We start from the raw sequence: 22,607 nt of genomic DNA on the forward strand, positions 1-22,607 counted from the left end.
GCTCCGGATAAAGCGGGACGATCGAATCGGGACCCTGCCGCTGTACATAAACGTCGAACTCGAAGCGCGCGCCGAACGCCTTCAGCCGTTCCAAATCGTCCGTGGAAGCATCCTCGAGGATGCGAAACACCAGCGCGGTGCGTTCATCGCCCACGGCGACCTCGATCTGCGGGAGCCTATCCTTGATACTCAACAAACCGATCAATTCCGACAGTTCTCGGAGGCGCTCGCCGACCTTTGGATGCAGCACGGGGCAGGATTCCAAATCGGCGATGAAGGGACTGGAGCGCTCGCGAAACCCGACCAGCACCCGCCCTTTCTTCGGCACGTATTTCACGCCGAGACGGGCCTTGTGGCGATAACCCCAGTGGGGGCCGGTCAACGGCGGCCACAGCGGCACCTCGTCGATTTTGCCGATGCGCCGGAACTGATCCGCCAAAAGCTTTTGCTTTTCTTCGATCTGCGCCGCGTCGGTCAGATGTTGAAAGCTACAACCGCCGCAGACGCCAAAGCTCGGACAACGGGGTTGAACCCGTCCCGGTGCCGGCGTTATGACCTCCTCGACCTTGCCTTCGGCATAATCGCGGCGAACGGACGTATAGACGAAGGTCACGTCCTCGCCCGGCAGCGCGCCGTCGATGAAAACGGCCTTGCCTTCGACGCGGGCGACGCCCCGTCCGTCATGAGCGAAGGAATCGATGTGCGCCCGGAAAGCTTCCTGGGGAAGGTTTTTTTTGCGTGCTCGTGCGGCCATGGTCAGTCCGGAAATACGCCGGTGGACAAATAGCGGTCGCCGCGATCGCAGATGATAACGACGATCACCGCGTTTTCGACTTCTTTAGACAGGCGCAGGGCCGCCGACACCGCGCCGCCGGACGAGATGCCGGCAAAAATGCCTTCGCGCGCCGCCAGTTGGCGAGTCGTTTCCTCCGCCTCTTCTTGCGTTACGTCCATGATGCGATCGACTCGGCTGAAATCGCAGATTTTCGGCAGGTATTCCTTGGGCCAGCGGCGTATGCCGGGAATCTTGGCCTGGTCCTTGGGCTGAACGCCGATGATCTGCACCGCCGGATTTTTCTCTTTCAAAAACGTCGACGTACCCATAATGGTGCCGGTGGTTCCCATCGAGCTGACGAAGTGGGTCACCGTGCCCTGCGTGTCGCGCCAAATCTCCGGGCCGGTACCTTCGTAGTGAGCGCGCGGATTATCCGGATTGGAGAACTGATCGAGGATTCGACCTTCACCCTTTCGCTCCATGTCCCGGGCCAGATCGATGGCCGCTTCCATGCTGCCTTCGGCGGGAGTCAAGATGATTTCGGCGCCGAACGCTTTCATCACGGCGCGCCGTTCCGCGCTCATGTTTTCCGGCATGATCAGAGTCATCCGATAACCTTTGATGGCCGCCGCCATCGCCAGGGCAATGCCGGTGTTTCCGCTTGTGGCTTCGATCAGCCGATCGCCCGGCTTGATCTCGCCGCGCTCTTCGGCGCGCTTGATCATGCTGATCGCCGGCCGGTCCTTCACCGATCCCGCGGGATTATCGCCTTCCAGCTTCGCCAGAATGGTATTGCTCGTCTCCCCCGGAAGACGCTGCAATCTGACCAATGGCGTATTTCCGACAAAGGATTCTATGGTGGGAAAAATCATGGCCGTTCTCGAGAGGTTGATATTCCTGAGCGATACGCTCAACTATGGGATAATAGGAAAAGTTCAAATTTTACCATTTCACGTTTTGTGCCATGCAAAAAGTCGAATTGCTGTCTCCGGCAGGCACCCTCAAAAACATGCGCTATGCCTTCGCTTACGGCGCCGATGCGGTCTACGCCGGCCTGCCGCGCTACAGCCTGCGGGTTCGGAACAACGATTTCCTGGAAAGGAATCTCGCAATGGGCATATCCGAGGCTCATGAACAGGGCAAATCCTTCTATCTCGCGACCAACGTCCTCCCGCACAACGCCAAGGTGAAAACCTTCATCAAGGATTTGACGCCGATCGTCGCCATGGGGCCGGATGCCCTCATCATGGCCGATCCCGGCTTGATCATGCTGGCCCGGGAGGCATGGCCGGACATGCCTATCCATCTCTCGGTCCAGGCCAATACGCTCAACTACGCGGCGGTGCGCTTCTGGAAATCGGTCGGGATCGAGCGGATCATTCTGTCGCGCGAGCTTTCCCTGGATGAAATCGGAGAAATCCGGCAACAGTGCCCGGACATGGAGCTCGAAGTGTTCGTGCACGGCGCCCTATGTATTGCCTACTCGGGACGCTGCCTGCTGTCCGGTTATTTCAATCACCGCGACCCGAACCAGGGCACCTGCACCAACGCCTGCCGCTGGAAGTACGATTTGGCGCCGGCGGAAGAAAACGCCGAAGGCGATTACATTCCCGGACAGCTCCGCCTGTCGTTGTCCGACCTCAATCAAAATCTCTCGGCTTGCGGCGATCAGGCCCGCCATCCCTTGGCCGACCAGGTCTATTTTCTCGAAGAAGAAACGCGGCCGGGCGAACTCATGCCGGTCATGGAGGACGAGCACGGCACCTATATTCTCAACTCGAAGGACCTGCGCGCCGTGGAGCACGTGCAGCGCCTGGTGGCGTTGGGCGTCGACAGCTTCAAGATCGAAGGGCGCACCAAATCCTACTATTACGTGGCGCGCACCGCGCAGGTCTACCGGCAAGCGATCGACGACGCCCTGGCCGGGCGGAAATTCGATCCCACGCTGCTGGGCGTGCTGGAAAACCTGGCACAGCGCGGCTATACCGACGGCTTTTACGTGCGCCACCACACCCAAGACTATCAAAACTACATCCGCGGCCATTCGGAAAGCCACCGCCAGCAATTCGTGGGGGAAATCGCCGATTTCGACGAGAACTCCGGACTCGCGGCCGTCTTGGTGAAAAACAAATTTGCCGTGGGCGACCGGCTCGAACTGATTCTGCCGCAGGGCAACCGCGACATCGTGTTGCAGCACATGGAAGACGAACGCGGCAACCCCATGCAGGAAGCACCGGGCGGCGGCTATAACGTCAGGATACCGGTGCCGGTCGGCGATTGCCGGAACGGATTGATCGCCCGGTATCTGTAAGCTTCCTGTAAGCTTCGGAAAGGCGGCCTCCTCGAATGGTCCACCCGCGAAGCTCGGTCGGGTATCATAACGCCTCCTGAATCTTACCGTGCGGAGACTGCTTATGACGTTTACCACCCCCGATCTTTGCGATCGATACTCCGGCACTCATCATTTGCAGATCGCCGAACCGATGTTTCGCCCTTTCGGCGGCAAGAGCGCCTTCAGCGGTCGCGTCACGACGCTCAAGATCTTCGAGGATAATATCCTGCTTCGAGCGGTGCTCGAAGAGAAGGTCGAGGACCGGGTTCTCGTCGTCGACGGAGGCGGTTCCCACCGCTGCGCCTTGCTTGGGAGCAATCTAGCCAGGCTCGCCTGCGACAACGGCTGGCAGGGCATCATCGTCTACGGCTGTATCCGGGACTCGGTGGAAGTCAACCGGCTACCCATCGGCATCCGGGCGCTGCATACCCATCCTTTGAAAAGCCACAAAAAAGGCGGCGGTGATCGGGACATCCTCGTCACTTTTGCCGGCATCAATTTCAGGACCGGTTATTACGTCTACGCCGACGAAGACGGCATCGTCGTGACCGAGGATCAGTTGGCCTGACCATGGGACACCGACTCACCAAGATCTATACGCGGACCGGCGACAAGGGCACTACCGGGCTCGGCGACGGAACCCGCGTCGGCAAGGATGCCCCGCGCGTCGAGGCCTATGGCGCGCTCGACGAACTCAACAGTCATATCGGATTGGTCCTAGCTTATACCGCACCGCCCAAGGTGGCGGACTGCCTGACCGAAGTTCAACAAGTTCTATTCGACCTCGGCGGAGACTTGTGCATTCCCGGACGCCGCTCCATCGACCAAAGTCATATCGACTGGCTGGAACAGTGGTTGGATCATTTCAATAACCAACTGCCTTGGTTGCAGAATTTCATATTGCCCGGCGGAAATCCGCCCGCGGCACATTGCCATGTCGCCCGTGCCGTCTGCCGCCGGGCCGAACGGGTGCTGGTTTCGCTGGGAAAAGCAGAGCCTGTAGATACGTTTGCCCTCGCCTATCTCAACCGTCTATCGGACTTCTTGTTCGTGGTCGCGCGTATCTTGGCTCGGCAGGGCGACGGAACGGAAACGCTGTGGCAGCCTCGTCGTCCCGCTCCGCAGCCGCCACATTGATTCGGCTTGCCTAAAATGTAAGAATCTCCCACCCTCTTAGTCAGAAATTACCCACACGCCTATGGAAATCATACTCGCCAATCCCCGCGGTTTTTGCGCTGGCGTCGACCGCGCCATCGAAATCGTCGAACGCGCCATCGAGGTTTTCGGAGCTCCGATTTACGTACGGCACGAAGTGGTCCATAACCGCTATGTCGTCGACGGCTTGCGCGATCGGGGAGCGGTATTCGTGGAAGAGCTTTCGGAAGTTCCGGAAAACTCCACCGTGATTTTCAGCGCACATGGAGTTTCCAAGGCCATTCAGGAGGAAGCTCAGGAACGCGGTCTCCAGGTGTTCGACGCCACCTGTCCCTTGGTCACCAAAGTGCATATCGAAGTACATCAACACGCGAACGAAGGGCGGGAAATCATATTCATCGGCCACGCCGGACACCCCGAAGTGGAAGGCACCATGGGACAGTACGTCAATCCGAACGGCGGGATTTATCTCGTGGAATCGCCGGAAGATGTCGACACGCTTCAAGTCACGAATCCGGACAATCTGGCCTATGTTACCCAAACCACCCTCTCCATTGACGACACTCAAGCCGTCGTGGATACCTTGAAAAAGCGCTTCCCGAATATCATCGGCCCAAGAAAAGACGATATCTGCTACGCCACGCAAAACCGCCAGGATGCGGTGAAGAAGCTCGCCACCCATTGCGACGTCATTCTAGTGGTCGGCTCCCCGAATAGCTCCAATTCCAACAGGCTGAGAGAAATCGCCGAGAAGCTCGGGCGTGCGGCCTACTTGATCGATGATGCCGATCAGCTTCAACGAAATTGGATAGACGGCGCTCAGAAAATCGGCGTTACAGCCGGCGCTTCGGCTCCTGAAATTCTCGTAACCAAAGTCATCTCCAAGCTTAAGGAATGGGGCGGACGGACGGTAATGGAGACCCGAGGCATCGAGGAAAAAGTCGTATTTTCTCTGCCCAAAGATCTTCGGCGCACGGCCTAAGAATCGTTATCCGCCGGTAAATCGCGTCGCAAGACCGGCGGATAAAACTCCTTTAGCACCTTCTGATCCGCGGCGGACCAGAAGGTGCACCTCCTCTCCCCGCGTCCCGCCTGACTCGTACCTCACTCTAACAATCGAGTTGGCACCGCCTCAGCAATCTATTCACTGCAATTCAACACTGGGAAGCTAGACTTACTTCTAGAGTGCCTCCATCTTGGTGTAGAGTCGCTCATTCGACCGGATTCCGGTCGAGACCGTTGAGACTACAGGAAGTCGGAACCGAAAATGCTCTTTTTGGAGCTTTTCAAGCATGCGGAATCGGGATTGAGCGCCAGATGTTAAGAGCCCAGGAAAATCGTTTCGAAGAACTGAAGACCACAGGGAAGCTGCCTTCCCCTTTCGGCGTCGCACTCGAAATCATGCGCCTGACCCACAAGAAAGACGCAACCGCACAGGAAATCGCCCAACTCGTGCAAATCGATCCGGCCTTGACGGGCAGAGTGATCCAATTTGCGAACTCGGCACACATCGGTGCACGTCGGCCGGTTGTAGCGGTCGTCGATGCCATTGGGCTTTTGGGCACGAATACCGTACGTCAGTTCGCGCTTAGCCTTTCAGTAATCCAAGGGAATCTGAGAGGGGCCTGCGGATCATTCGATTACCGGGTTTTCTGGTCCGATTCTTTAGCCCGGGCCCTATCCATCCAAGCCATAGCGACACGTGATCGTACTTTCGCTCCGGAAGAAGCGTTTACTTGCGCTCTTTTGTCCGAGATCGGCCAACTGGCATTGGCCAGCGTGTACCCGGATGAATACGCTCAGTGCCTAGCCGCATGCAGGCCCGGAGATGACGATGGGTTAATCGAGTCGGAACAGGAACGATTTTCCATAGACCATCGCCAAATCACGCTCGGTTTATTGAAAGAGTGGGGCTTCCCTGCCGTTATGCTCGAAGCGTTAGCGCTTAGTAATACCGACGCGGGGCCATTGACATCAGAGAGCACCAGAGCCGAGCGCTTTGCCGCGCAATTGCGGCTGGCGACTTTGCTCGGCCGCTGTTGCGATGTGGATGCGGACGCTAGAAACGCGCTGCTCCCGCAAATCATCGCCATGGCACAGACACTCGGCCTGGACGAATCCGATTTGGAGGAGCTTTGGGATCAAGTCACTCAACAGTGGCAGATAACGAGCCGTTTCCTGAGCATTCCGGTCGGCGAACTGCCGCTGATAAAACCGCCCGACACCGATCAAATCGGCATCGATCCAAAACCGGCTGGCCTCAAAATTCTCTTGCTGGATAGCGGTTACGAGCGCATATCCGATCTTGAAAAGCTATTAGACGCCGATGGCCACGAAGTGCTCACGACGAGCAACGCCGATGAAGGCATACAGATCACTGTCACGGAAAAGCCGCAGCTTATTATTGCAGCCTCCGACAAATGCCCCATCGACAGCATACAGTTCTGCAAAGCGCTTCGAGCCTCCGAGCTCGGGCGTCAAATCTATTTGATCGTTCTGACCTCCGCGCCGGACAACGAGTTCTTGGTGCAAGCTTTCGACGCGGGAGCCGACGATTTCATCGTAACCCCGGTCCACGACAGGGTGCTTATCGCTCGAGTGCGCGGCGGACAACGCATCATACAACTGCAGGAAGAAATGGCCCGCGAGCAGCAGGAAATCAGCCGATATGCCCGCGAACTGGCGATCGCAAAGCGAAAAATGGAAGTCATGGCGATGACGGACTCATTGACCAAGGTTCCTAATCGCCGCTACGCATTCGCCAGGCTCGACGAAGAATGGTCTGTTTGGCGCCGCACAGGCAGGCCCTTAACCATCATGCTCCTGGACCTGGACCATTTTAAGCAGATCAACGATATCTTCGGGCATCAAGCCGGCGACCAAGTATTGGTACACACAGCCAAAATCATACGCTCCATGCTGCGCTCCACCGATGTCGTGTGTCGATTGGGCGGGGAAGAATTTATCGTAATAGCGCCGAACACCGATGTAGCCGTTGCGAAAACCTTAAGCGAAAGGCTGCGAGGCGATGTCGAAAAGCATCAGATTCAGACGGTAAAGTTGACCAGACTGGTGACGATAAGTATCGGTGTCGCGGTTTCGACGGACCAGACGGTCAATGAGAACGACTTGCTTCACCGCGCGGATCAGGCCCTCTATCGCGCGAAGCACGCCGGACGCAACGCCGTTCGGTTCTACTCGCCGCAGCGAGCCGCTTAGAGATGCCGTAGCAAATCAGGAATTCATTTTCGTAGGGTGGGTTAGGCGCACATCAGCACTGACCAACCGCCGATCACTGCGCTTCGCGTGCGCCGTAACCCACCGAACGACCTAACTCACTCTACATAATGTTCACTCGAATGCCGAACGGAATTAGACTCGGCTTCAAAGAGGGTGAACGGAGGATAATACTTGCACCAGCCTGTCTGGCGCTTCCGCGAGCGATCAGCGAGAAGTACCGGCAATCTTTAATCGACGGACTCGTTTGGAATACTTCGAAAACGGTTTGAGCGCCTTGCGATCTGATGGCATGGAAAAATGATGATCGAACCTCGTTTCACGTGTCTTCCCGGGTTCGTTTGTATCTCCAGCCCCCTGCGGCGGCGGAATTTCTTCAGATGAATTCGTATCCACCAAGGGCAACCGCACCACGAATTCGCTACCCGCGCCAGTGCCGGCGCTGTAGGCTTCCACTTCTCCGCCATGCATTTCTACCAATCGCTTGACCAGGCTTAAACCGATGCCAAGACCGCCTTGTGCCCGATCAAGGGAACGCGGCTCCTGGGTAAACAAGTCGAAGATGTGCGGGAGACTCGAAGGCGATATGCCCATCCCGTTATCCTGCACCCGTATCACCGCCTTTTGCTCCTCCGCCTCGACCAGCAACTGGATAACACCGCCCTCGTCCGTATATTTCGCCGCATTATCCAAAAGATTGGAAAATACCTGCGTCAATCGAGCGAAATCGGCTTCCACCCAAAGCGGCGCGGACGGTAATTGTATGCACAACTCATGCTGACTGGCCTCGATAAGCGGACGACTTGCTTCGACGGCTTGCAGAACAGGCGTCGTGAGCTCCAGGACTTGAGGCTTGAGCGTTACCTTGCCACAGGTGAGGCGCGACATGTCCAGCAGATCGTCGACCAAGCGCGTAAGCTGGCTCAACTGGCGATCGATGATGCCCTGCGCCCAATCCACGTGAAACGGCGTAACATTCGGTTGTTTCAAGACTTCGACCGCATTGCGGATGGGCGCGAGCGGATTGCGCAACTCGTGGGACAGCATGGCGAGAAATTCGTCCTTGCGGCGGTCGGCCTCTTTCAGCGCCTCCTCGATTCGCTTGCGTTCTATGGCATAACGAATGGACCGGATGAGCAGGTTACCCTGAAACTGCCCCTTAATGACAAAATCCTGAGCCCCTTCCTGGATCAGGCGAAATCCGACAGCCTCATTGTCCAGACCGGTGAAGACGACGATGGGAACCGAACCCGCCATATCGCGGATCTTCAACAGCGTATCGACGCCTTCGGCATCGGGTAAGTTGAGATCCAAAAGGATCACGTCGAACCGCTGCCGCCTTAGGATTTCCTTCGCTTCGCTGAGCCGAGCAGCCCGTTCCAAATCGAAACACACCATGCCGACCTGGCCTAACGCATCTTCGACCAGGAAGGCATCGCTCGGGCTGTCCTCCACCAGGAGAACGTGGTAGTGCTGCTGCATAGGCTAAACTACCGGGTAGGAAGGCTCACCACCGTAAACCAGAAACTCTCGATGGCCTGAACCACTTTAACAAAACTGTCGAAATGGACCGGCTTGGTGATGTAGCAGTTGGCATGCAATCCGTACGCCCGAAGAATGTCCTCCTCCGCCTTGGATACCGTCATCACCACTACCGGAATCATTTTTAGATTCGCATCGCTCTTGATTTCGGCGAGAACCTCGCGGCCGTCCTTCTTCGGCAGATTAAGATCGAGAAGAATTAGGTCCGGACGTGGCGCATCAGCGTATTTACCCTCCCGCCGGAGAAACGAGGTGGCTTCCACGCCGTCCTCCACGATAAACAGCTCGGTGAGCAGCTTTGCGGATTCGAGCGCTTCTTGGGTGAGAAGCACATCGGTGGGGCTATCTTCAACCAGCAGGATATTGACGGGTCTCATCGGATCGCTCTGAGCTTGGTAGGAAAAGTAAAAAAGAAGGTCGTACCGCGGCCGGGCTCGGATTCCACCCAAATCCGCCCGCCATGTCGCTCCACGACTCTCTTACAAATCGCGAGTCCGATCCCGGTGCCGGGATAGTCGTTCCGCGCGTGCAATCGCTGAAAAATCCTGAATATCCGTTCGAAATAAGGGGATTCTATACCGATGCCATTGTCGGCGACCGCAAATACCCACTCGTTGTTTTGTTTTTTTACGCCGATATGAATCTGTGGTGTTCGGTCACCGCGGAATTTGACGGCGTTGCTGATCAAATTCTGAAACAGTTGGATGAGTTGGCCGGAATCCGCGGAAATCGTGGGCAGGTGGTCATGGGTTATCTTGGCTCCGCTTTCGCTGATGGGGACTTCGAGATTGGCCAAGACTGTGTTTAAGATCGCTTGACAGTCCGTCGGTTCAAAAGGTTGATCCCGTGAGCCGATACGCGAATATGCCAATAGATCATTGATGAGGTTTTGCATGCGTGCGGCGCCGTCCACCGCATGCGAAATCACCTCATCCGCCCGCACGTCCAGCTTTTCCTGGTATCGCCGCCGAATGATTTCCACGCAACCCGCCACTGCCCGTAACGGCTCCTGTAGATCATGGGAAGCCACATAAGCGAATTCCTGCAATTCGGCATTGGAGCGCGCCAGCTCCTGCGCTTGCGCGGCAAGTTGCTCCTCCGCCGTCTTGCGTTCGGTCACATCGAGCATGATACCGATCATGCGGACGGGACGACCGTACCGACCGTACAAGACTTGGCCTCGATCGTTGACCCACCGAATGCTGCCGTCGGTGTGCAAGACGCGATATTCCAGATTGAACGCATCCTGCTTCCTTTGCGTCATAAACCGTTTGATCACCGAATCCACAGCCTCTTTTACGACGGCTCGATCATCGGGATGCACTCTTTCGAGCCAATTCTTGGCGGACGCCTCGCACTCTCCCGGCTTGAGCCCAAGCAGATGATAAGAGCCATCCGACCACATCACTTTGTCCTGAAGTATGTCCCAGTCCCAGGTTCCCGCCCTTGCAGCGCTCAAAGCCAAATTCAAACGCGCTTCGCTTTGCCGCACAATCTCTTCGGCCTGCTTGCGCTGAGTGATGTCGGCTATGGCTGCCAACACATAGTTTTTCTTATCGACATGTATCGGATTCAGAGCGATTTCGACGGGAATTTCCTCGCCGTTCTTGCACAAACCGTAAAGGTCCCGCCCCATGCCCATGGGTTTTCGCTCGGGATCCTTGTTAAAGCTTTGGCGATATGCCTCGTGCCCGATTCTAAACCGCTCGGGAATGAAAACGTCGATCGAGCATCCAAGCAATTCGTCTCTTGAATAACCGAACAACTGCTCCAAATACGCATTGACTAAAACGATCCTGCCGTCATGGTCGACCAGCACCAGCGCATATGGCGCACTCTCCGTAATCATACGGAAGAAGGATTCTGGTCTGTTGCCTGCTTCATCCATGAGGAGAAACGAGAAGTGAGAATTTAAAGCGTCACAGATTGCGGGACTTACGTTGCCCCAAGCCCGGTCGAAAGCGCATCGACCATCAATAACAAGTGACCTGTTAGGGAATCAAATTTTTGTCCAAAGGTCAACCAGATGTTACGAATGATAGAAAACAAATTTGCATGCGTTTCTGATCATTATGCGCTGACAATTTATTTTCATTCGCGTTCCGGGAACGCATGGAAAATCTCGAGCCAGCGCTCTTTCAATTCGGGTGTAAAGGCAATCGAGTCGTCCCTGTACGTGCATTTAATTCCAAATCGCTTTCAATCAGGAATTAATTTTTGTAGGGTGGGTTAGGCGCACATCAGCACTGATCGACCGCCAATCACTGCGCTTCGCGTGCGCCGTAACCCACCGAGCGACCTCGGACCGGTGGGTTACGCTGCGCTAACCCACCCTACGATTAACGTGCATTCGAATGCCGAATGGAATAACACCGAATGTTGTTAACGCGGAATGAAAATGGTTTAGCGGGGCTGTTGCCCCGGCGTGGTCATGGTTGCAGGATTGTAGGCGCGATTGTGCACGCCGGTTGAAGATTGCAATGATGGCAGCAGCGGAATTCAGCCGTCTAGGTCCGCTGAAATTCGCGTCCTGCCTTGACTTCAAGTACATAGCCCGCCCGGATAACGAAATCGCCGAAAGACTCTCCCGTCCGACGCTCGTGCGCATAGTGCGCGATGATAGGACCCAGTGCATCCACAATTTCGTCTTCCGAAAGCCCTTCCCGGTACAGGGAGTTCAAGCGGCTACCGTCGGAGCCCGCCCCCAGATAAAGGTTGTACTTTCCCAAACTCTTGCCGACCAGTCCGATTTCGCCGAGATACGGACGCGCGCAGCCGTTGGGACAGCCGGTGACCCGGAGAGTAATGGCGTCTCTTTCCAATCCGGCCTTTTTCAGCAGCGGCTCGAGCCGCGCGAGAAGCGCCGGCAACCAGCGTTCGCTCTCGGCCATGGCCAATCCACAGGTGGGCAAGGCCACGCACGACAAGGCTTGCCGCCGCAAGCCGCTCCAGCGCTCGGCGTCCGGAATTCGATACCGGTCGAGCAAGGCTTCGATCTTAGGTCTAGCGGATTCGCCGATCTTGGCGATAATCAGATTCTGGTTGGCGGTCAAGCGGAAGTCGCCCTCATGGAACTCGGCGATTTCGCGCAGACCCGTCAGCCAGGCGGCCTCGGGCGTATCTCTCAGACGCCCGCTGAGGATGCCGAGCGTCAGGTGCCACTGCCCCCGGTCGTCCCGCACCCAGCCGAAGCGGTCGCCGGTGCTTTCGAAACGAAACGGCCGCGCCGGTTCGAGCCGCCAGCCGAGCCGAGTTTCCAATTCGGCCTTGAACCATTCCGTGCCTCGGTCGTCCAGGGTGTACTTCAGCCGGGCATGTTTGCGGTTACTCCGGTCGCCGAAGTCGCGTTGCACCTTGAGTACGTTTTCGGCGACTTCGATGAGACGATCGGGCCGGCAAAAACCGATGCCTTCGGCGAGACGCGGGTAAGTCAAAGGCTCGTTATGGCTCATGCCCATGCCGCCGCCCACAGCGACATTAAAACCGAGCAACTCTCCGCGTTCGGCGATGGCAATGAATCCCAAGTCCTGGGCAAAGACATCGATATCGTTATGGGGAGGCAACGCAATGCCGATCTTGAACTTCCGCGGCAGATAATGCTTGCCGTACAAGGGCTCTTCCTCGGCCGGCGTCCCGGCGACGCGCTCGCCGTCCAGCCAGATTTCGTGGTAGGCCCGCATCTTCGGGAGCAGGTGCGCGCCAAGGCGTTTGCTCCAGTCGTAAAGTTCTTCGTGCAGCGGGGAAAGATAGGGGTTGTTGTGGCAAACCACGTTGCGGTTAACATCCCCGCAGGCGGCGATGGTATCCAGCAAGGCGTGATTGATGCCGGCGATAGTCGCCTTGAGGTGCCGTTTCAAGACGCCATGAAACTGGAAGGTCTGGCGGGTCGTGATGCGCAGCGAACCGTAGCCGTAACGGCGCGCCAGTTCGTCCAGTTGCAGCCATTGCCGAGGCGTGCAGACGCCGCCCGGCATCCGCACCCGGACCATGAAGCCGTAGGCCGGCTCCAGCTTCTGCCGCTGGCGCTCGTTGCGGAGATCCCGGTCGTCCTGCTGATAGGTGCCGTGGAACTTGAGCAGCTTGGCGTCTTCCGGGGATACGGCGCCGGTCGCCCGATCGGCCAGGCTTTCCTCGATTGTTCCCCGCAAATAGAGGCTGCGCGCCTTGAGGTCTTCGTCTTCGCTGGCTTGCATGCGTTCTTCCATCATCGCCTCCTCAATACACGTCACGCTGGTAGCGCTTCGAGGACTGCAAGTTCCGGACATATTGCTCGGCCCGTTCACGGTCGATGCCCCCTTCTTTTGCCACGACGGCGATCAAAGCCTCGTGAACGTCGGGGGCCATACGCTTAGCGTCGCCGCAGACATAGAAATACGCCCCCTCTTCCAGCCACGCATACAGTTGACGGCTTTGTTCGAGCATCCTGTGCTGCACATAGACCTTATTGTCGTCATCACGCGAAAACGCCACATCGATCCGGCTCAAGAGACCGTTCCTCCGATGAGCTAACCACTCCCGCTGATACAGAAAATCGGTGTGGAAATTTCGGTCGCCGAAAAACAGCCAGCTCTTGCCCCTGGCCCCCGCGATCTCGCGCTCCGCCAGAAAGGCGCGAAAAGGCGCCACGCCCGTTCCCGGTCCGACCATGATGATCGGAGCGCCAGGGTCCTCGGGCAGCCGGAAATTGGTGTTGCTATCGACGTATACCGGCACCTGCCTCTCCTCGGCCACCCGATCGGCGAGAAATGTCGACGCGACGCCATGACGCTCCATCCCGTGACTTTCGTAGCGCACGACACCGACGGTGAGATGCACTTCGTCGGGATTGGCATTAAGGCTCGATGCGATGGAATAAAGCCGGGGCGGAAGTTTGCGCAGCATGGCGACGAACCGATCGGCGCTGATGCCGGGCACCGGATACCGCCGCACCACATCGATGATTTCCCGACCGCCGAGAAAGTCCCGAAAACGCGACCGGTTTTCGTCCTTGAGCAATTCGGCCAATTCGGCGGAACCGGACAGCTCTGCATACTTCTCCAAAAACGGACGGGTAAGCGTCGTAATTTCAAAATGATGCAGAAGCGCGTCTTCCAGCGTGGTTTCGACGCCGTCGGAGCCGGAAACGGCTGCGCTTGGATCGAGCCCGATGCTCTCCATAAGATCGGCCGCCCGCTCCGGCCGGTTCGAGGGAACCACGCCCAGAGCATCGCCCGGCTCGTAGCGCAATCCGGAGCCCTCGATGGAAAGTTCGATATGCCGCACGTCCTTGGTGGAGCCTCGTCCCGTCAATCGGACGTTTTCCAGCAGGGTAGCCGGGAACGGCTGTTTCTTAGAGTACGCGGATACCTGATCCGACGCGGCCGGGGTCGATACCTCCACCCGCGGCTCCCGAGATCGGGCCAAGGCCGCCAGTACGCCCTCCATCCAGCCTTCCGCCGTTTCCTCGTAATCGACGTCGCAATCCGCACGGGGATGAAGGCGGGTCGCGCCCAAGTCTTCCAACCGGCTGTCGAAATCGCGCCCGGTTTTGCAGAAATATTCGTAGCTGGTATCGCCAAGGGCCAGGACGGAAAACCGCAAACCCTCCAGCTTGGGTGCTTTCTTCCCGTGCAGGAACTCATAAAACGGGCGGGCATTGTCCGGCGGCTCGCCCTCGCCGTGGGTGCTCGCGATCACGAGGAGGCAACGGTCGCGTCTGAGTTGGGCGCTCTGGTAGCTGCCCATGTCCTCCAGCCGCGCCGCGATGCCGCTTTGCTGCAATCGAGCATGCAGCGCTTTGGCGATCTTTTCGGCGTTTCCGGTTTGCGAGCCGAAAAGCACGGTTACCCCCGCGGACGCCTCCGAAGATCGAAGCGGAGGTGATGGAATGCGTTTCTGCTCGGCATCGCCGAATCCCGCCAGATAACCGCTGGCCCAAACTCTCTGCTCGTGGGAAAGCCCTTCTGCCAAGCGTCTCAAGATATCCCATTGTTGTGGGTTCAAGGGGCCGCTGAGTGTGCTCACTGAATAGTCTCTTGAAGAAGTTGCTGCCGAACTGGCGATTAGACCGGTCCACATGGCCTGCTACGCCACGATCATGGACCTAAAGCCGGCGGCCTTGCCGCATCGCGGTCGGATTCGAATCGCCACTAAACGCCATGCCACAGGAAACCTGAGGATCCAACGCCCTACAAGACAAACGAAAGCCAGTGACCCGCACGGACGCACTGGCTTTCGGCCACCCTGTCGGCATGGCTTGAATACATTGGGAAAAAATATATCAAAAATGCATGAATAACGATAAAGAATATTAATTCATTTCATTAAACCATTTCGGAATAAAAAGATGCCGCAGAACCCGGGGGTGCGCTCTAATCCTTCCCGGCAGACCGAGTATCAATCCCTCACCCAATCCTCGATCAGCCGGCTCGGTATGTGAGGCGATTCGCTGAGCGGCGGATGGGGTTTCCGGGCCAGAATCAGCCCGCACACCCGCAAGGTGTCACCGGCCAGGATCCAGGAAACGGCCAGGAACAGCGCAGTCAACCCGGCGTCGAGATAATCGTTGAAGATGAGCTGTGACGCCTTGGCGGCTTGATCCTCGGGCAGCAGCCCCGCCGCCAGCTTGTCGCTTAAATCCCGTGCATGCGCCAGAAACCCGATGCGAAGCTCCGGGCTGAACAGCTTTTCCCATGCCGCCGAAGTGGTGATGATCAGAAGCCACGCGAGCGGCACGCCGGTTACCCAAGCGAAACGAAGCTTCCCCGTTTTGACCAGGATGGTGGTGGCCACGCAGAGAGCAATTCCCGCCAGCATCTGGTTGGCGATACCGAACAAAGGCCACAGGCTGTTGATACCGCCCAAGGGATCTATGGTGCCGATGTAGAGGAGATACCCCCAGCCGGCCACCACTAATCCGGACGTCAGAATCACGCCGGGATACCAGGAGGTCCGCCCAAGCGCGGGCATCCAGTTACCCAACACGTCCTGTAGCATGAAGCGGGCAACGCGGGTACCGGCATCCAGGGTGGTCAAAATGAACAGCGCTTCGAACATGATGGCGAAGTGATACCAGAGCGAGAGCAAGCCCTGCCCGAAAGCGCTGGCAAAAAGAGATGCCATGCCCACCGCCAGCGATGGCGCTCCGCCGGTGCGGGCGAACAGGGTAGATTCGCCCATTTGCTGAGCCAGCGCATACATCTGCCCGACGGTTACCGGAAATCCCCAGGCGGAAATCTTCGCTACCGCTTCCGCCGCATCTTTGCCCACCACGCCCGCGGGGCTGTTGATGGCGAAATAAACACCCGGATCAAGGACGGTCGCCGCCACCATGGCCATGATGGCTACGAACGACTCCATCATCATCGCGCCGTAGCCGATGAATCGGGCGTCGGCTTCATTGGCCAAAAGCTTGGGCGTAGTCCCCGACGAAATCAGGGAATGGAAGCCGGAGATGGCGCCGCAGGCGATGGTGATAAAGACGAACGGAAACAGCTTGCCGCCGAAAATGGGTCCGCTGCCGTCGACGAACCGGGTCAGGGCCGGCATCTTCACTTCAGGGTGAAGGATGACGATGGCCACCGCCAAGGCTGCTATCGTTCCCAGTTTCATGAATGTGGACAGGTAATCGCGCGGAGCCAGAAGCAGCCATACCGGCAGCACGGCCGCTGCAAAGCCGTAAGCGATAACCATGAGCGCCAACTGCGGTCCCTCGTAGTCGAACCAGCCACGGAGGCCCGCCACCTCGTCGATGGCGCCGCCGCCCCAAACCGCCAGCAGCAGCAGGCTAACGCCAAGCACCGTCGCTTCGATCACTCGTCCCGGCCTGAGATGCCGCATGTAGATACCGACCACCATGGCGATGGGAATGGTTGCCGCCACCGTGGATGTAGCCCAGGGGCTGTGTTTCATGGCGTTCACCACCACCAGGCCCAGCACCGCGATAAGGATGATCATGATGCACATGACGCCCAGCAACGCCGCGTTACCGCCGATGGGACCGAGCTCGTCGCGCGCCATCTGGCCTAAGGAGCGCCCGTCGCGCCGGATCGAACAGAACAGGATCACGAAGTCCTGCACGCAGCCGCCGATGACGGCTCCGATCAGTATCCACAAGGTGCCGGGCAGATAGCCGAACTGCGCCGCGAGGGTCGGACCGATCAAGGGTCCTGGGCCGGCGATGGCGGCAAAATGATGGCCGAATACTACCCAGCGATTGGTCGGCACGAAATCGCGCCCGTCGTTGAAACGCTCAGCCGGCGTCGCCCGCGTGCCGTCCAGACCCAGAACCTTGGCCGCAACGAAGGCGCTGTAGAAACGGTAGCCCAGAGCGTAGACGCAAACCGCCGCGGTCACGAACCAAAGGCTGTTGACGCTCTCCCCCCGATTCAAGGCGATCCCGCCGAACGCCGCCGCTCCGATCAGAGCCACCAAGAACCAAATCGCCAATTTTTGAATACTCGAACCCTGTTCTCTCATTTCTTGCGCTCTTTTCCGAAATAGCCGAGGCAAACGTCGTCAAAATGCGCCATAGGATAAAGCCAAATCCAGCCAAAGCGTGAATTTGGGATATGCCTGTTCCTGAAAGCTTTCCACTATCTTCGAATCCGGCGCTCATTTACTAGCGGTCATACAACCCATCGGCACCTGACAAAATTTGCAATCAACATGATCAGAACGCTGTGCTCGGCCTTGTCCTCAAAACTGTCATATTTCTGTGACATCTTCGTCACAAAATTCTTGGCACTAGCAACACTGTTTCAAGCAGACGTCTCACTCATGACTTTCAAACAAAAAATTTTTCTCTCTGCCGTAATTGGCTTTTCCTGTGTCGGTCTGATTACCGGGCTCGCCTGCTGGGGGCTGTTTGCGCAGTCCGAAAGCGTCACCAAGTTGCACTTGAAAGTTCAAGCGCTGAAAAGCAGCGCCGAAGCGGATCGGTTGCATCACGGCTTGTTCGGCGCAGTCAGCCGCGCGTTGTTGCTGCACCCGGACGCTGCTTCGGAAGAACGTGAGGAAATTCGAGGCGTGTTGCGGGACACCAGCGAACGACTGCGGCAATCCATCTCATCGCTCAGCACCTACAATCTTCCCGAAGCGGCATTGCACGAACTGGACGCGGTCAAGCCGCTGATCGAGATCTACGAGTTCGACGCCAATGTACTGGTTTCGAGGGCCTTGTCGGACGGAGAAACGTCCCGTGATCTTCCTCCCGATTTCCTGGGCACGTTCCGGGACATCGAGACCAAGCTCTCGTCCTTGTCCAGCATGATCGAAAATACCGCCGACGAGGCCAGTGCCGAAGCCGACCGTTCCAAGGAAAAAGCGCTGGCGATGCTACTCTCCTTCGGACTCGTGACCTTGACCTTATCAATGCTTTCCTGTGTTTACCTGTACCAAGGTGTTTATCTTCCCCTACGGAAGGTCGCCGACCATTTCTCGACCATCAGCCAAGGTACCAGCGACTTGACGATTCGCCTGAACGATCAAGGCCGCAACGAAGTCGCGTCGATTGCCGGCAGCTTCAACCGCTTCGCGGCCAAACTCCAGGACACCTTGCATCAGCTGCTGGCCTGCAGCGAAAGGATCAACCAGGAATCAAAACACTTGCTGAACGTCAGCGATTCCGCAAGTCAGGGCGTCCAGCAGCAGCAAAACGGAATACACCAACTGGTTGCGGCCGTGGAGCAGATGACGGTCGCGATTCAAGACGTTGCCCGTACGGCACATGCCACAGCCGAAGCGGTTCAGGCGACTAATCGGGAAACGCAGAACGCCAAACGGATCGTAGACAAGGCAACGGAAGCTATCGACGTCTTGGCGATCGATATGGGCAAAGCCACCGAGGTCGTCGGCATTCTGGAAAAGCAGACCGAACGCATCGGCGCTGTCTTGGATGTGATACGCAATATCGCCGATCAAACCAACTTGCTGGCCTTGAACGCCGCCATCGAGGCCGCGCGGGCCGGCGAATCGGGACGCGGCTTCGCGGTCGTCGCCGAAGAAGTCCGCAGTCTGGCGAGCAAGACCCAGCAATCGACCGCCGAGATTCAAGCCACTATCGAACAGCTTCAAGCGGAAGCGAAATCCGCGGTCCAAGCTATGGAAGACGGCCGCAATCAAATGAAAGCGACCATAACCGAGGCCGGCAAAGCGGGCGAAGCCCTTGCGCGCATCACCCAGATGATCGGCCAGCTCACCGACATGAACACGCAAGTCGCAAGCGCCGCCGAGCAGCAAACGGCGGTCGTGGGCGACATCAATCGCAACATCGTTGCCATCGGACGCATCTGCAATTCGACCGCGGAGGGCGCGACCCGGTCCGCCCAGGCCGCCCGCGATTTATCGCTGACCGCCGATTCGATGAACCGCGTGACGGCGTTGTTCAAGGTCTAAAACTTCCGACGGATGCTCAGCTTCGGAGTCGCCACCCAGAATGCTCCAAAGTTGTAAGCCTTTGGCAGCTTCTCGGGGCAACTGAGATCCGAAGCCATCTTCAGCGAGATAATCCCATGCGTCCAATGCATCCCTTTCCGGCAGTACACAAATATTTGGAGCAGAAATTTCCGGACATGGACGTCTCTGAGGTCATTCACCAAGGGACGGTGGCGCGCCTCTTGAAATACGTACCTCCTCTTTCGCGGAATACCGGCTGCCTTGATGTTTTGAGCTTGTTCATCAAGGATCAGGAGCTTTATTCGGCTGCCATAACGGACGAAAACCTCGTGCCGATCGGCATCGTCGATCGCCATTCCCTGGTCGAAATCTTTATTCAGCCCTTTGCACGCGACCTGAACTACAAGAAAACGATCGACGAGTTCATGGACCCCAGCCCCATCGTCGTCGAAGCGCATACTGGCATCGACGATCTGGCCAGCATCATCGTCGACGCTGGAATGCGGCACATGGTTAACGGCTATATCGTTACCAAAAACGGCATCTATGCCGGCATGGGCACCGGACACGACCTGCTCGACGAGATTACTCGAAGAAAACAGGCTCACCTCTATTATCTCGCCCACTTCGATCAACTCACCGGACTTCCGAATCGCTTGCTCTTCGAAGATCGACTGCAACGGGCATGTCTCAATGCGCAAAGACACGGCAGCAAGGTTGCGCTGCTCTTCATCGATCTGGACCGGTTCAAATTCATCAATGACACCTTCGGACACGCCAGCGGAGACTTGCTGTTAAAGGGCGTGGCCGAACGGCTCGTTGCCTGCGTCAGAAAAAGCGACACAGTGGCCCGGCTGAGCGGCGACGAATTCACCGTCATCCTCGAGAACCTTCACAACGCCTCCGATGCCGTCTTGGTGGCCGAATCGATAACGGCTGCCTTGGCCAGGCCTTTTTCCGTATTGACCAATGACTTGCATATCACTTCCAGCATCGGCGTCTCGCTTTTCCCCGACCATGATCTAACTACCGACGGATTGATGCGCAAGTCGGATGCCGCCATGTATAAGGCGAAGGAAAACTACGGAGGACAGTGCCTTGTTTATGACGAGCACATGGAGAACGGGGTGCTGGAACGGTTGACCATCGAAAAAGGGCTACGTACGGCACTCGACGACAAGGAATTCAGACTCCATTACCAGCCTCAATGCAATGCAGTCACGGGCGAAGTCTTGGGGGTGGAAGTCCTCCTACGCTGGCATCACCCGCGGTTAGGGCTGGTCTCCCCAGCCAAATTCATCCCGATTGCCGAGGAAACCGGACTCATTGTCCCCATCGGCGAATGGGTGCTGCGTGAAGCGTGCCGACAGCATATGGCCTGGCAAGGCGAGGGACTGCCCCCAATCCGCATAGCGGTTAACATTTCGGCCGTGCAGTTCCGCCAGAGGGATTTTCATGGCCTGGTGAAAGGCATCATCGAGGAGAGCGGCATCAAGCCCGAATACCTCGAACTTGAACTTACCGAAGGCGTGGTCATGGGCGATGCGCCAACTACGATCGATTCTCTGGCCCAACTCAGGCGGTTGGGAGTGAGGCTTGCCATCGACGATTTCGGTACGGGGTATTCAAGTCTTAGTTACTTGCGGGAGTTTCCTCTGGATCGACTCAAGATCGACCAGTCGTTCATCCGCAATATCGACAAGGTTCCGGCGAACCTTGCCATCGTGCGCGCCATCGTGGCGCTCGGAAAAAATCTGGGGCTGGAAATCATCGCCGAAGGCATCGAAACCAACTCAGAGTTGGCCTTGGTTGCGGCGAACGATTGTGCCGAGGTGCAGGGTTACCACATTTCCAAACCCGTGCCGCCCGATCATTTCGCCGCATGGTTCCTAAGCCGCCCCGATTGCCGAATGAACTTCGAATCCGGCATCGTCTAGCCCAGATGCTGCTCACCCAGACTCACGCATCGACAACGGCGCGCAATCCCCCCACGAGCCGCCGAGTTCCCTCGGCGGCCGTCTCGGGCTCCAGAGCACCGTAGGCAACCCGCAGATAACAGCCTGTTTCCAGCCCGAAAGCCTTGCCCGGAATGACGGCCACCTTGTGCTCCCGGATCAGGCGTTCCGCGACCATCATTGAGTCGAGCTCGGTATCGAGCTTTAGCAGAAGATAGAAAGCGCCCTGGGCTTCCGGAACCCGGCAGATATCGGCCAGATTCCGCAGTCCGTCCAAAACGATCTCGCGAACCCGGCCGATGGTCTCCAGTTTCTCGCGGCAATAGCCGGAACCTGTCTCGAGCGCTCCGACCGCTGCGTGCTGCGAAATCGAGGGCGCGCAGATGAGATTGGTGTCCTGGGCTTTCAGCACCGCCTCGTACAAATGCTCCGGAATCACCATGTAACCAATGCGCCAGCTCGCGAAACCGTAAGCCTTGGAAAGCGAGAACAGCGAGATGGTGTGCGGCTCGGAATTTTGCACTGAGGCCGGCGAAAAATGCTTCGCGCCGTAGGTGAAATATTCGTAAGCCTCGTCGCTGATATGGTATATCCCGTGTTCTCGGCAAATCGCGTTGACCGCCCGCAAGGCGTCTTCCGAATAAACCGCTCCGCTGGGATTGTTCGGCGAGATGGTGACGATTGCCCGGGTCCGATCGTTAACGGCGGCCCGGATGAGATCGGTCCGAAGTTGATAGTTCTCGTCCGTCGGCACGAACACCGGCGTGCAGTTGAGCATCCGGATCGCCATTTCCTGGTTGAAATAGTACGGAAGCGGCAGGATGATTTCGTCGCCCGGATCGGCGATGGCGAACAGGGCATTGAGAAAACCCATGTTTCCGCCGGCCGTTACTACGATGCGTCGCTCTGCGCCAACGCGGATACCGTTCTCTGCCGCCAGTTTTCGCTCGATCAACTCGAGCAGCCGAGACATGCCCTGGACGGGGCCGTACTTCTGATTTTCCGGTTTCGCGAAGAAACCGCGGATCGCTTCGTGGGCAGCCGCTGGCGGACCGTAGAACACCACGCCCTGCCCCAGCGAAACCGTTCCGGGATGGCTTCGGATCAACTCGGCAATTACCGGAATGATGGGGGCTTGCACGGCGCTCATGCGCCGGCTGACCTTCGGTCGATGCTTCGTCATGTCACACTGCCAAAAACGCGAATTGTAAGGCGCTTTCCCGCATCGGTTAAAATG

At 57.5% G+C, this 22,607-nt stretch carries 16 protein-coding genes; 7 read left to right on the forward strand and 9 right to left on the reverse strand.

Features of this window, described 5'->3' with window-relative positions; genetic code table 11:
* Both ABJK70_RS01060 and cysM read right to left on the reverse strand, forming a co-directional pair.
* A partial coding sequence (locus tag ABJK70_RS01060) for a TRAM domain-containing protein (RefSeq protein ID WP_347257273.1) occupies nucleotides 1-754 on the reverse strand: 754 nt, incomplete at its 3' end.
* A 2-nt stretch (nucleotides 755-756) separates the two neighbouring features.
* Complete coding sequence (gene cysM / locus ABJK70_RS01065; RefSeq protein ID WP_347257274.1) at nucleotides 757-1,647, reverse strand: cysteine synthase CysM; 891 nt, start codon at nucleotides 1,645-1,647, stop codon at nucleotides 757-759.
* A 92-nt stretch (nucleotides 1,648-1,739) separates the two neighbouring features.
* Here cysM and yegQ point away from each other — a divergent pair, with 92 nt between their 5' ends.
* The 5 genes from yegQ (at nucleotide 1,740) to ABJK70_RS01090 (ending at nucleotide 7,481) form a co-directional block, all read left to right on the forward strand.
* A complete protein-coding gene (gene yegQ, locus ABJK70_RS01070) occupies nucleotides 1,740-3,086 on the forward strand; it encodes a tRNA 5-hydroxyuridine modification protein YegQ (protein WP_086135282.1) in 1,347 nt (448 codons plus the stop codon).
* Nucleotides 3,087-3,189: 103 nt separating this feature from the next.
* The gene (gene rraA / locus ABJK70_RS01075) at nucleotides 3,190-3,675 is read left to right on the forward strand and encodes a ribonuclease E activity regulator RraA (RefSeq protein WP_077731177.1); all 486 of its coding nucleotides are present in this window, start codon (nucleotides 3,190-3,192) and stop codon (nucleotides 3,673-3,675) included.
* A 2-nt stretch (nucleotides 3,676-3,677) separates the two neighbouring features.
* Nucleotides 3,678-4,244 (forward strand): cob(I)yrinic acid a,c-diamide adenosyltransferase, encoded by a 567-nt coding sequence (locus ABJK70_RS01080; RefSeq protein ID WP_077731176.1) that lies wholly within the window; start codon nucleotides 3,678-3,680, stop codon nucleotides 4,242-4,244.
* Between the two features lie 61 nt (nucleotides 4,245-4,305).
* A complete protein-coding gene (ispH, locus tag ABJK70_RS01085) occupies nucleotides 4,306-5,244 on the forward strand; it encodes a 4-hydroxy-3-methylbut-2-enyl diphosphate reductase (protein ID WP_077731175.1) in 939 nt (312 codons plus the stop codon).
* A 335-nt stretch (nucleotides 5,245-5,579) separates the two neighbouring features.
* On the forward strand, nucleotides 5,580-7,481 hold the full coding sequence (locus ABJK70_RS01090) for a diguanylate cyclase (protein ID WP_139841148.1): 1,902 nt from the start codon (nucleotides 5,580-5,582) through the stop codon (nucleotides 7,479-7,481).
* Nucleotides 7,482-7,706: 225 nt separating this feature from the next.
* On the opposite strand, the gene ABJK70_RS01095 is transcribed toward ABJK70_RS01090, so the two are convergent.
* The 6 genes from ABJK70_RS01095 to ABJK70_RS01120 form a co-directional block, all read right to left on the reverse strand.
* Nucleotides 7,707-8,981, reverse strand: coding sequence for a hybrid sensor histidine kinase/response regulator (locus tag ABJK70_RS01095; RefSeq protein WP_077731173.1), 1,275 nt, complete (start codon nucleotides 8,979-8,981; stop codon nucleotides 7,707-7,709).
* Nucleotides 8,982-8,989: 8 nt separating this feature from the next.
* Nucleotides 8,990-9,418: a response regulator gene (locus ABJK70_RS01100; protein WP_077731172.1), complete on the reverse strand. Its 429-nt coding sequence runs from the start codon at nucleotides 9,416-9,418 to the stop codon at nucleotides 8,990-8,992.
* Nucleotides 9,415-10,929 (reverse strand): PAS domain S-box protein, encoded by a 1,515-nt coding sequence (locus tag ABJK70_RS01105; RefSeq protein WP_347257275.1) that lies wholly within the window; start codon nucleotides 10,927-10,929, stop codon nucleotides 9,415-9,417. Before ABJK70_RS01105 ends, ABJK70_RS01100 begins: the two co-directional genes overlap by 4 nt.
* Nucleotides 10,930-11,548: 619 nt before the next feature.
* Nucleotides 11,549-13,306, reverse strand: a complete 1,758-nt coding sequence (gene cysI / locus ABJK70_RS01110; protein WP_347257276.1) for an assimilatory sulfite reductase (NADPH) hemoprotein subunit — start codon at nucleotides 13,304-13,306, stop codon at nucleotides 11,549-11,551.
* Entirely contained in the window at nucleotides 13,257-15,044 is a 1,788-nt protein-coding gene (locus tag ABJK70_RS01115; protein ID WP_347257277.1) for an assimilatory sulfite reductase (NADPH) flavoprotein subunit, read from the reverse strand. The genes cysI and ABJK70_RS01115 overlap by 50 nt, the downstream gene beginning before the upstream one ends.
* A gap of 372 nt (nucleotides 15,045-15,416) precedes the next feature.
* Nucleotides 15,417-17,498 carry a carbon starvation CstA family protein gene (locus ABJK70_RS01120; protein WP_086135280.1) on the reverse strand — a complete coding sequence of 694 codons (2,082 nt, stop codon included), beginning with the start codon at nucleotides 17,496-17,498 and terminating at the stop codon, nucleotides 15,417-15,419.
* Between the two features lie 300 nt (nucleotides 17,499-17,798).
* Here ABJK70_RS01120 and ABJK70_RS01125 point away from each other — a divergent pair, with 300 nt between their 5' ends.
* Both ABJK70_RS01125 and ABJK70_RS01130 read left to right on the forward strand, forming a co-directional pair.
* Complete coding sequence (locus tag ABJK70_RS01125) at nucleotides 17,799-19,415, forward strand: methyl-accepting chemotaxis protein (RefSeq protein WP_347257278.1); 1,617 nt, start codon at nucleotides 17,799-17,801, stop codon at nucleotides 19,413-19,415.
* Nucleotides 19,416-19,531: 116 nt separating this feature from the next.
* Nucleotides 19,532-21,352, forward strand: a complete 1,821-nt coding sequence (locus ABJK70_RS01130; RefSeq protein ID WP_086135278.1) for an EAL domain-containing protein — start codon at nucleotides 19,532-19,534, stop codon at nucleotides 21,350-21,352.
* A 22-nt stretch (nucleotides 21,353-21,374) separates the two neighbouring features.
* On the opposite strand, the gene ABJK70_RS01135 is transcribed toward ABJK70_RS01130, so the two are convergent.
* On the reverse strand, nucleotides 21,375-22,553 hold the full coding sequence (locus ABJK70_RS01135) for a pyridoxal phosphate-dependent aminotransferase (RefSeq protein ID WP_205781135.1): 1,179 nt from the start codon (nucleotides 22,551-22,553) through the stop codon (nucleotides 21,375-21,377).
* Nucleotides 22,554-22,607: the final 54 nt, after the last annotated feature.

The sequence above is a fragment of the Methylocaldum sp. genome (assembly GCF_039794385.1).
GTDB lineage: Bacteria > Pseudomonadota > Gammaproteobacteria > Methylococcales > Methylococcaceae > Methylocaldum.

Bases quoted from the DNA above. Each gene is read 5' to 3' on its own strand.
- ABJK70_RS01120 (WP_086135280.1), bottom strand. From the start codon at position 17,498: ATGAGAGAACAGGGTTCGAGTATTCAAAAATTGGCGATTTGGTTCTTG.
- ABJK70_RS01130 (WP_086135278.1), top strand. From the start codon at position 19,532: ATGCGTCCAATGCATCCCTTTCCGGCAGTACACAAATATTTGGAGCAG.
- ABJK70_RS01105 (WP_347257275.1), bottom strand. From the start codon at position 10,929: ATGGATGAAGCAGGCAACAGACCAGAATCCTTCTTCCGTATGATTACG.
- ABJK70_RS01095 (WP_077731173.1), bottom strand. From the start codon at position 8,981: ATGCAGCAGCACTACCACGTTCTCCTGGTGGAGGACAGCCCGAGCGAT.
- yegQ (WP_086135282.1), top strand. From the start codon at position 1,740: ATGCAAAAAGTCGAATTGCTGTCTCCGGCAGGCACCCTCAAAAACATG.
- ispH (WP_077731175.1), top strand. From the start codon at position 4,306: ATGGAAATCATACTCGCCAATCCCCGCGGTTTTTGCGCTGGCGTCGAC.
- ABJK70_RS01125 (WP_347257278.1), top strand. From the start codon at position 17,799: ATGACTTTCAAACAAAAAATTTTTCTCTCTGCCGTAATTGGCTTTTCC.
- ABJK70_RS01135 (WP_205781135.1), bottom strand. From the start codon at position 22,553: ATGACGAAGCATCGACCGAAGGTCAGCCGGCGCATGAGCGCCGTGCAA.
- cysI (WP_347257276.1), bottom strand. From the start codon at position 13,306: ATGTCCGGAACTTGCAGTCCTCGAAGCGCTACCAGCGTGACGTGTATT.
- ABJK70_RS01080 (WP_077731176.1), top strand. From the start codon at position 3,678: ATGGGACACCGACTCACCAAGATCTATACGCGGACCGGCGACAAGGGC.
- rraA (WP_077731177.1), top strand. From the start codon at position 3,190: ATGACGTTTACCACCCCCGATCTTTGCGATCGATACTCCGGCACTCAT.
- ABJK70_RS01090 (WP_139841148.1), top strand. From the start codon at position 5,580: ATGTTAAGAGCCCAGGAAAATCGTTTCGAAGAACTGAAGACCACAGGG.
- ABJK70_RS01100 (WP_077731172.1), bottom strand. From the start codon at position 9,418: ATGAGACCCGTCAATATCCTGCTGGTTGAAGATAGCCCCACCGATGTG.
- cysM (WP_347257274.1), bottom strand. From the start codon at position 1,647: ATGATTTTTCCCACCATAGAATCCTTTGTCGGAAATACGCCATTGGTC.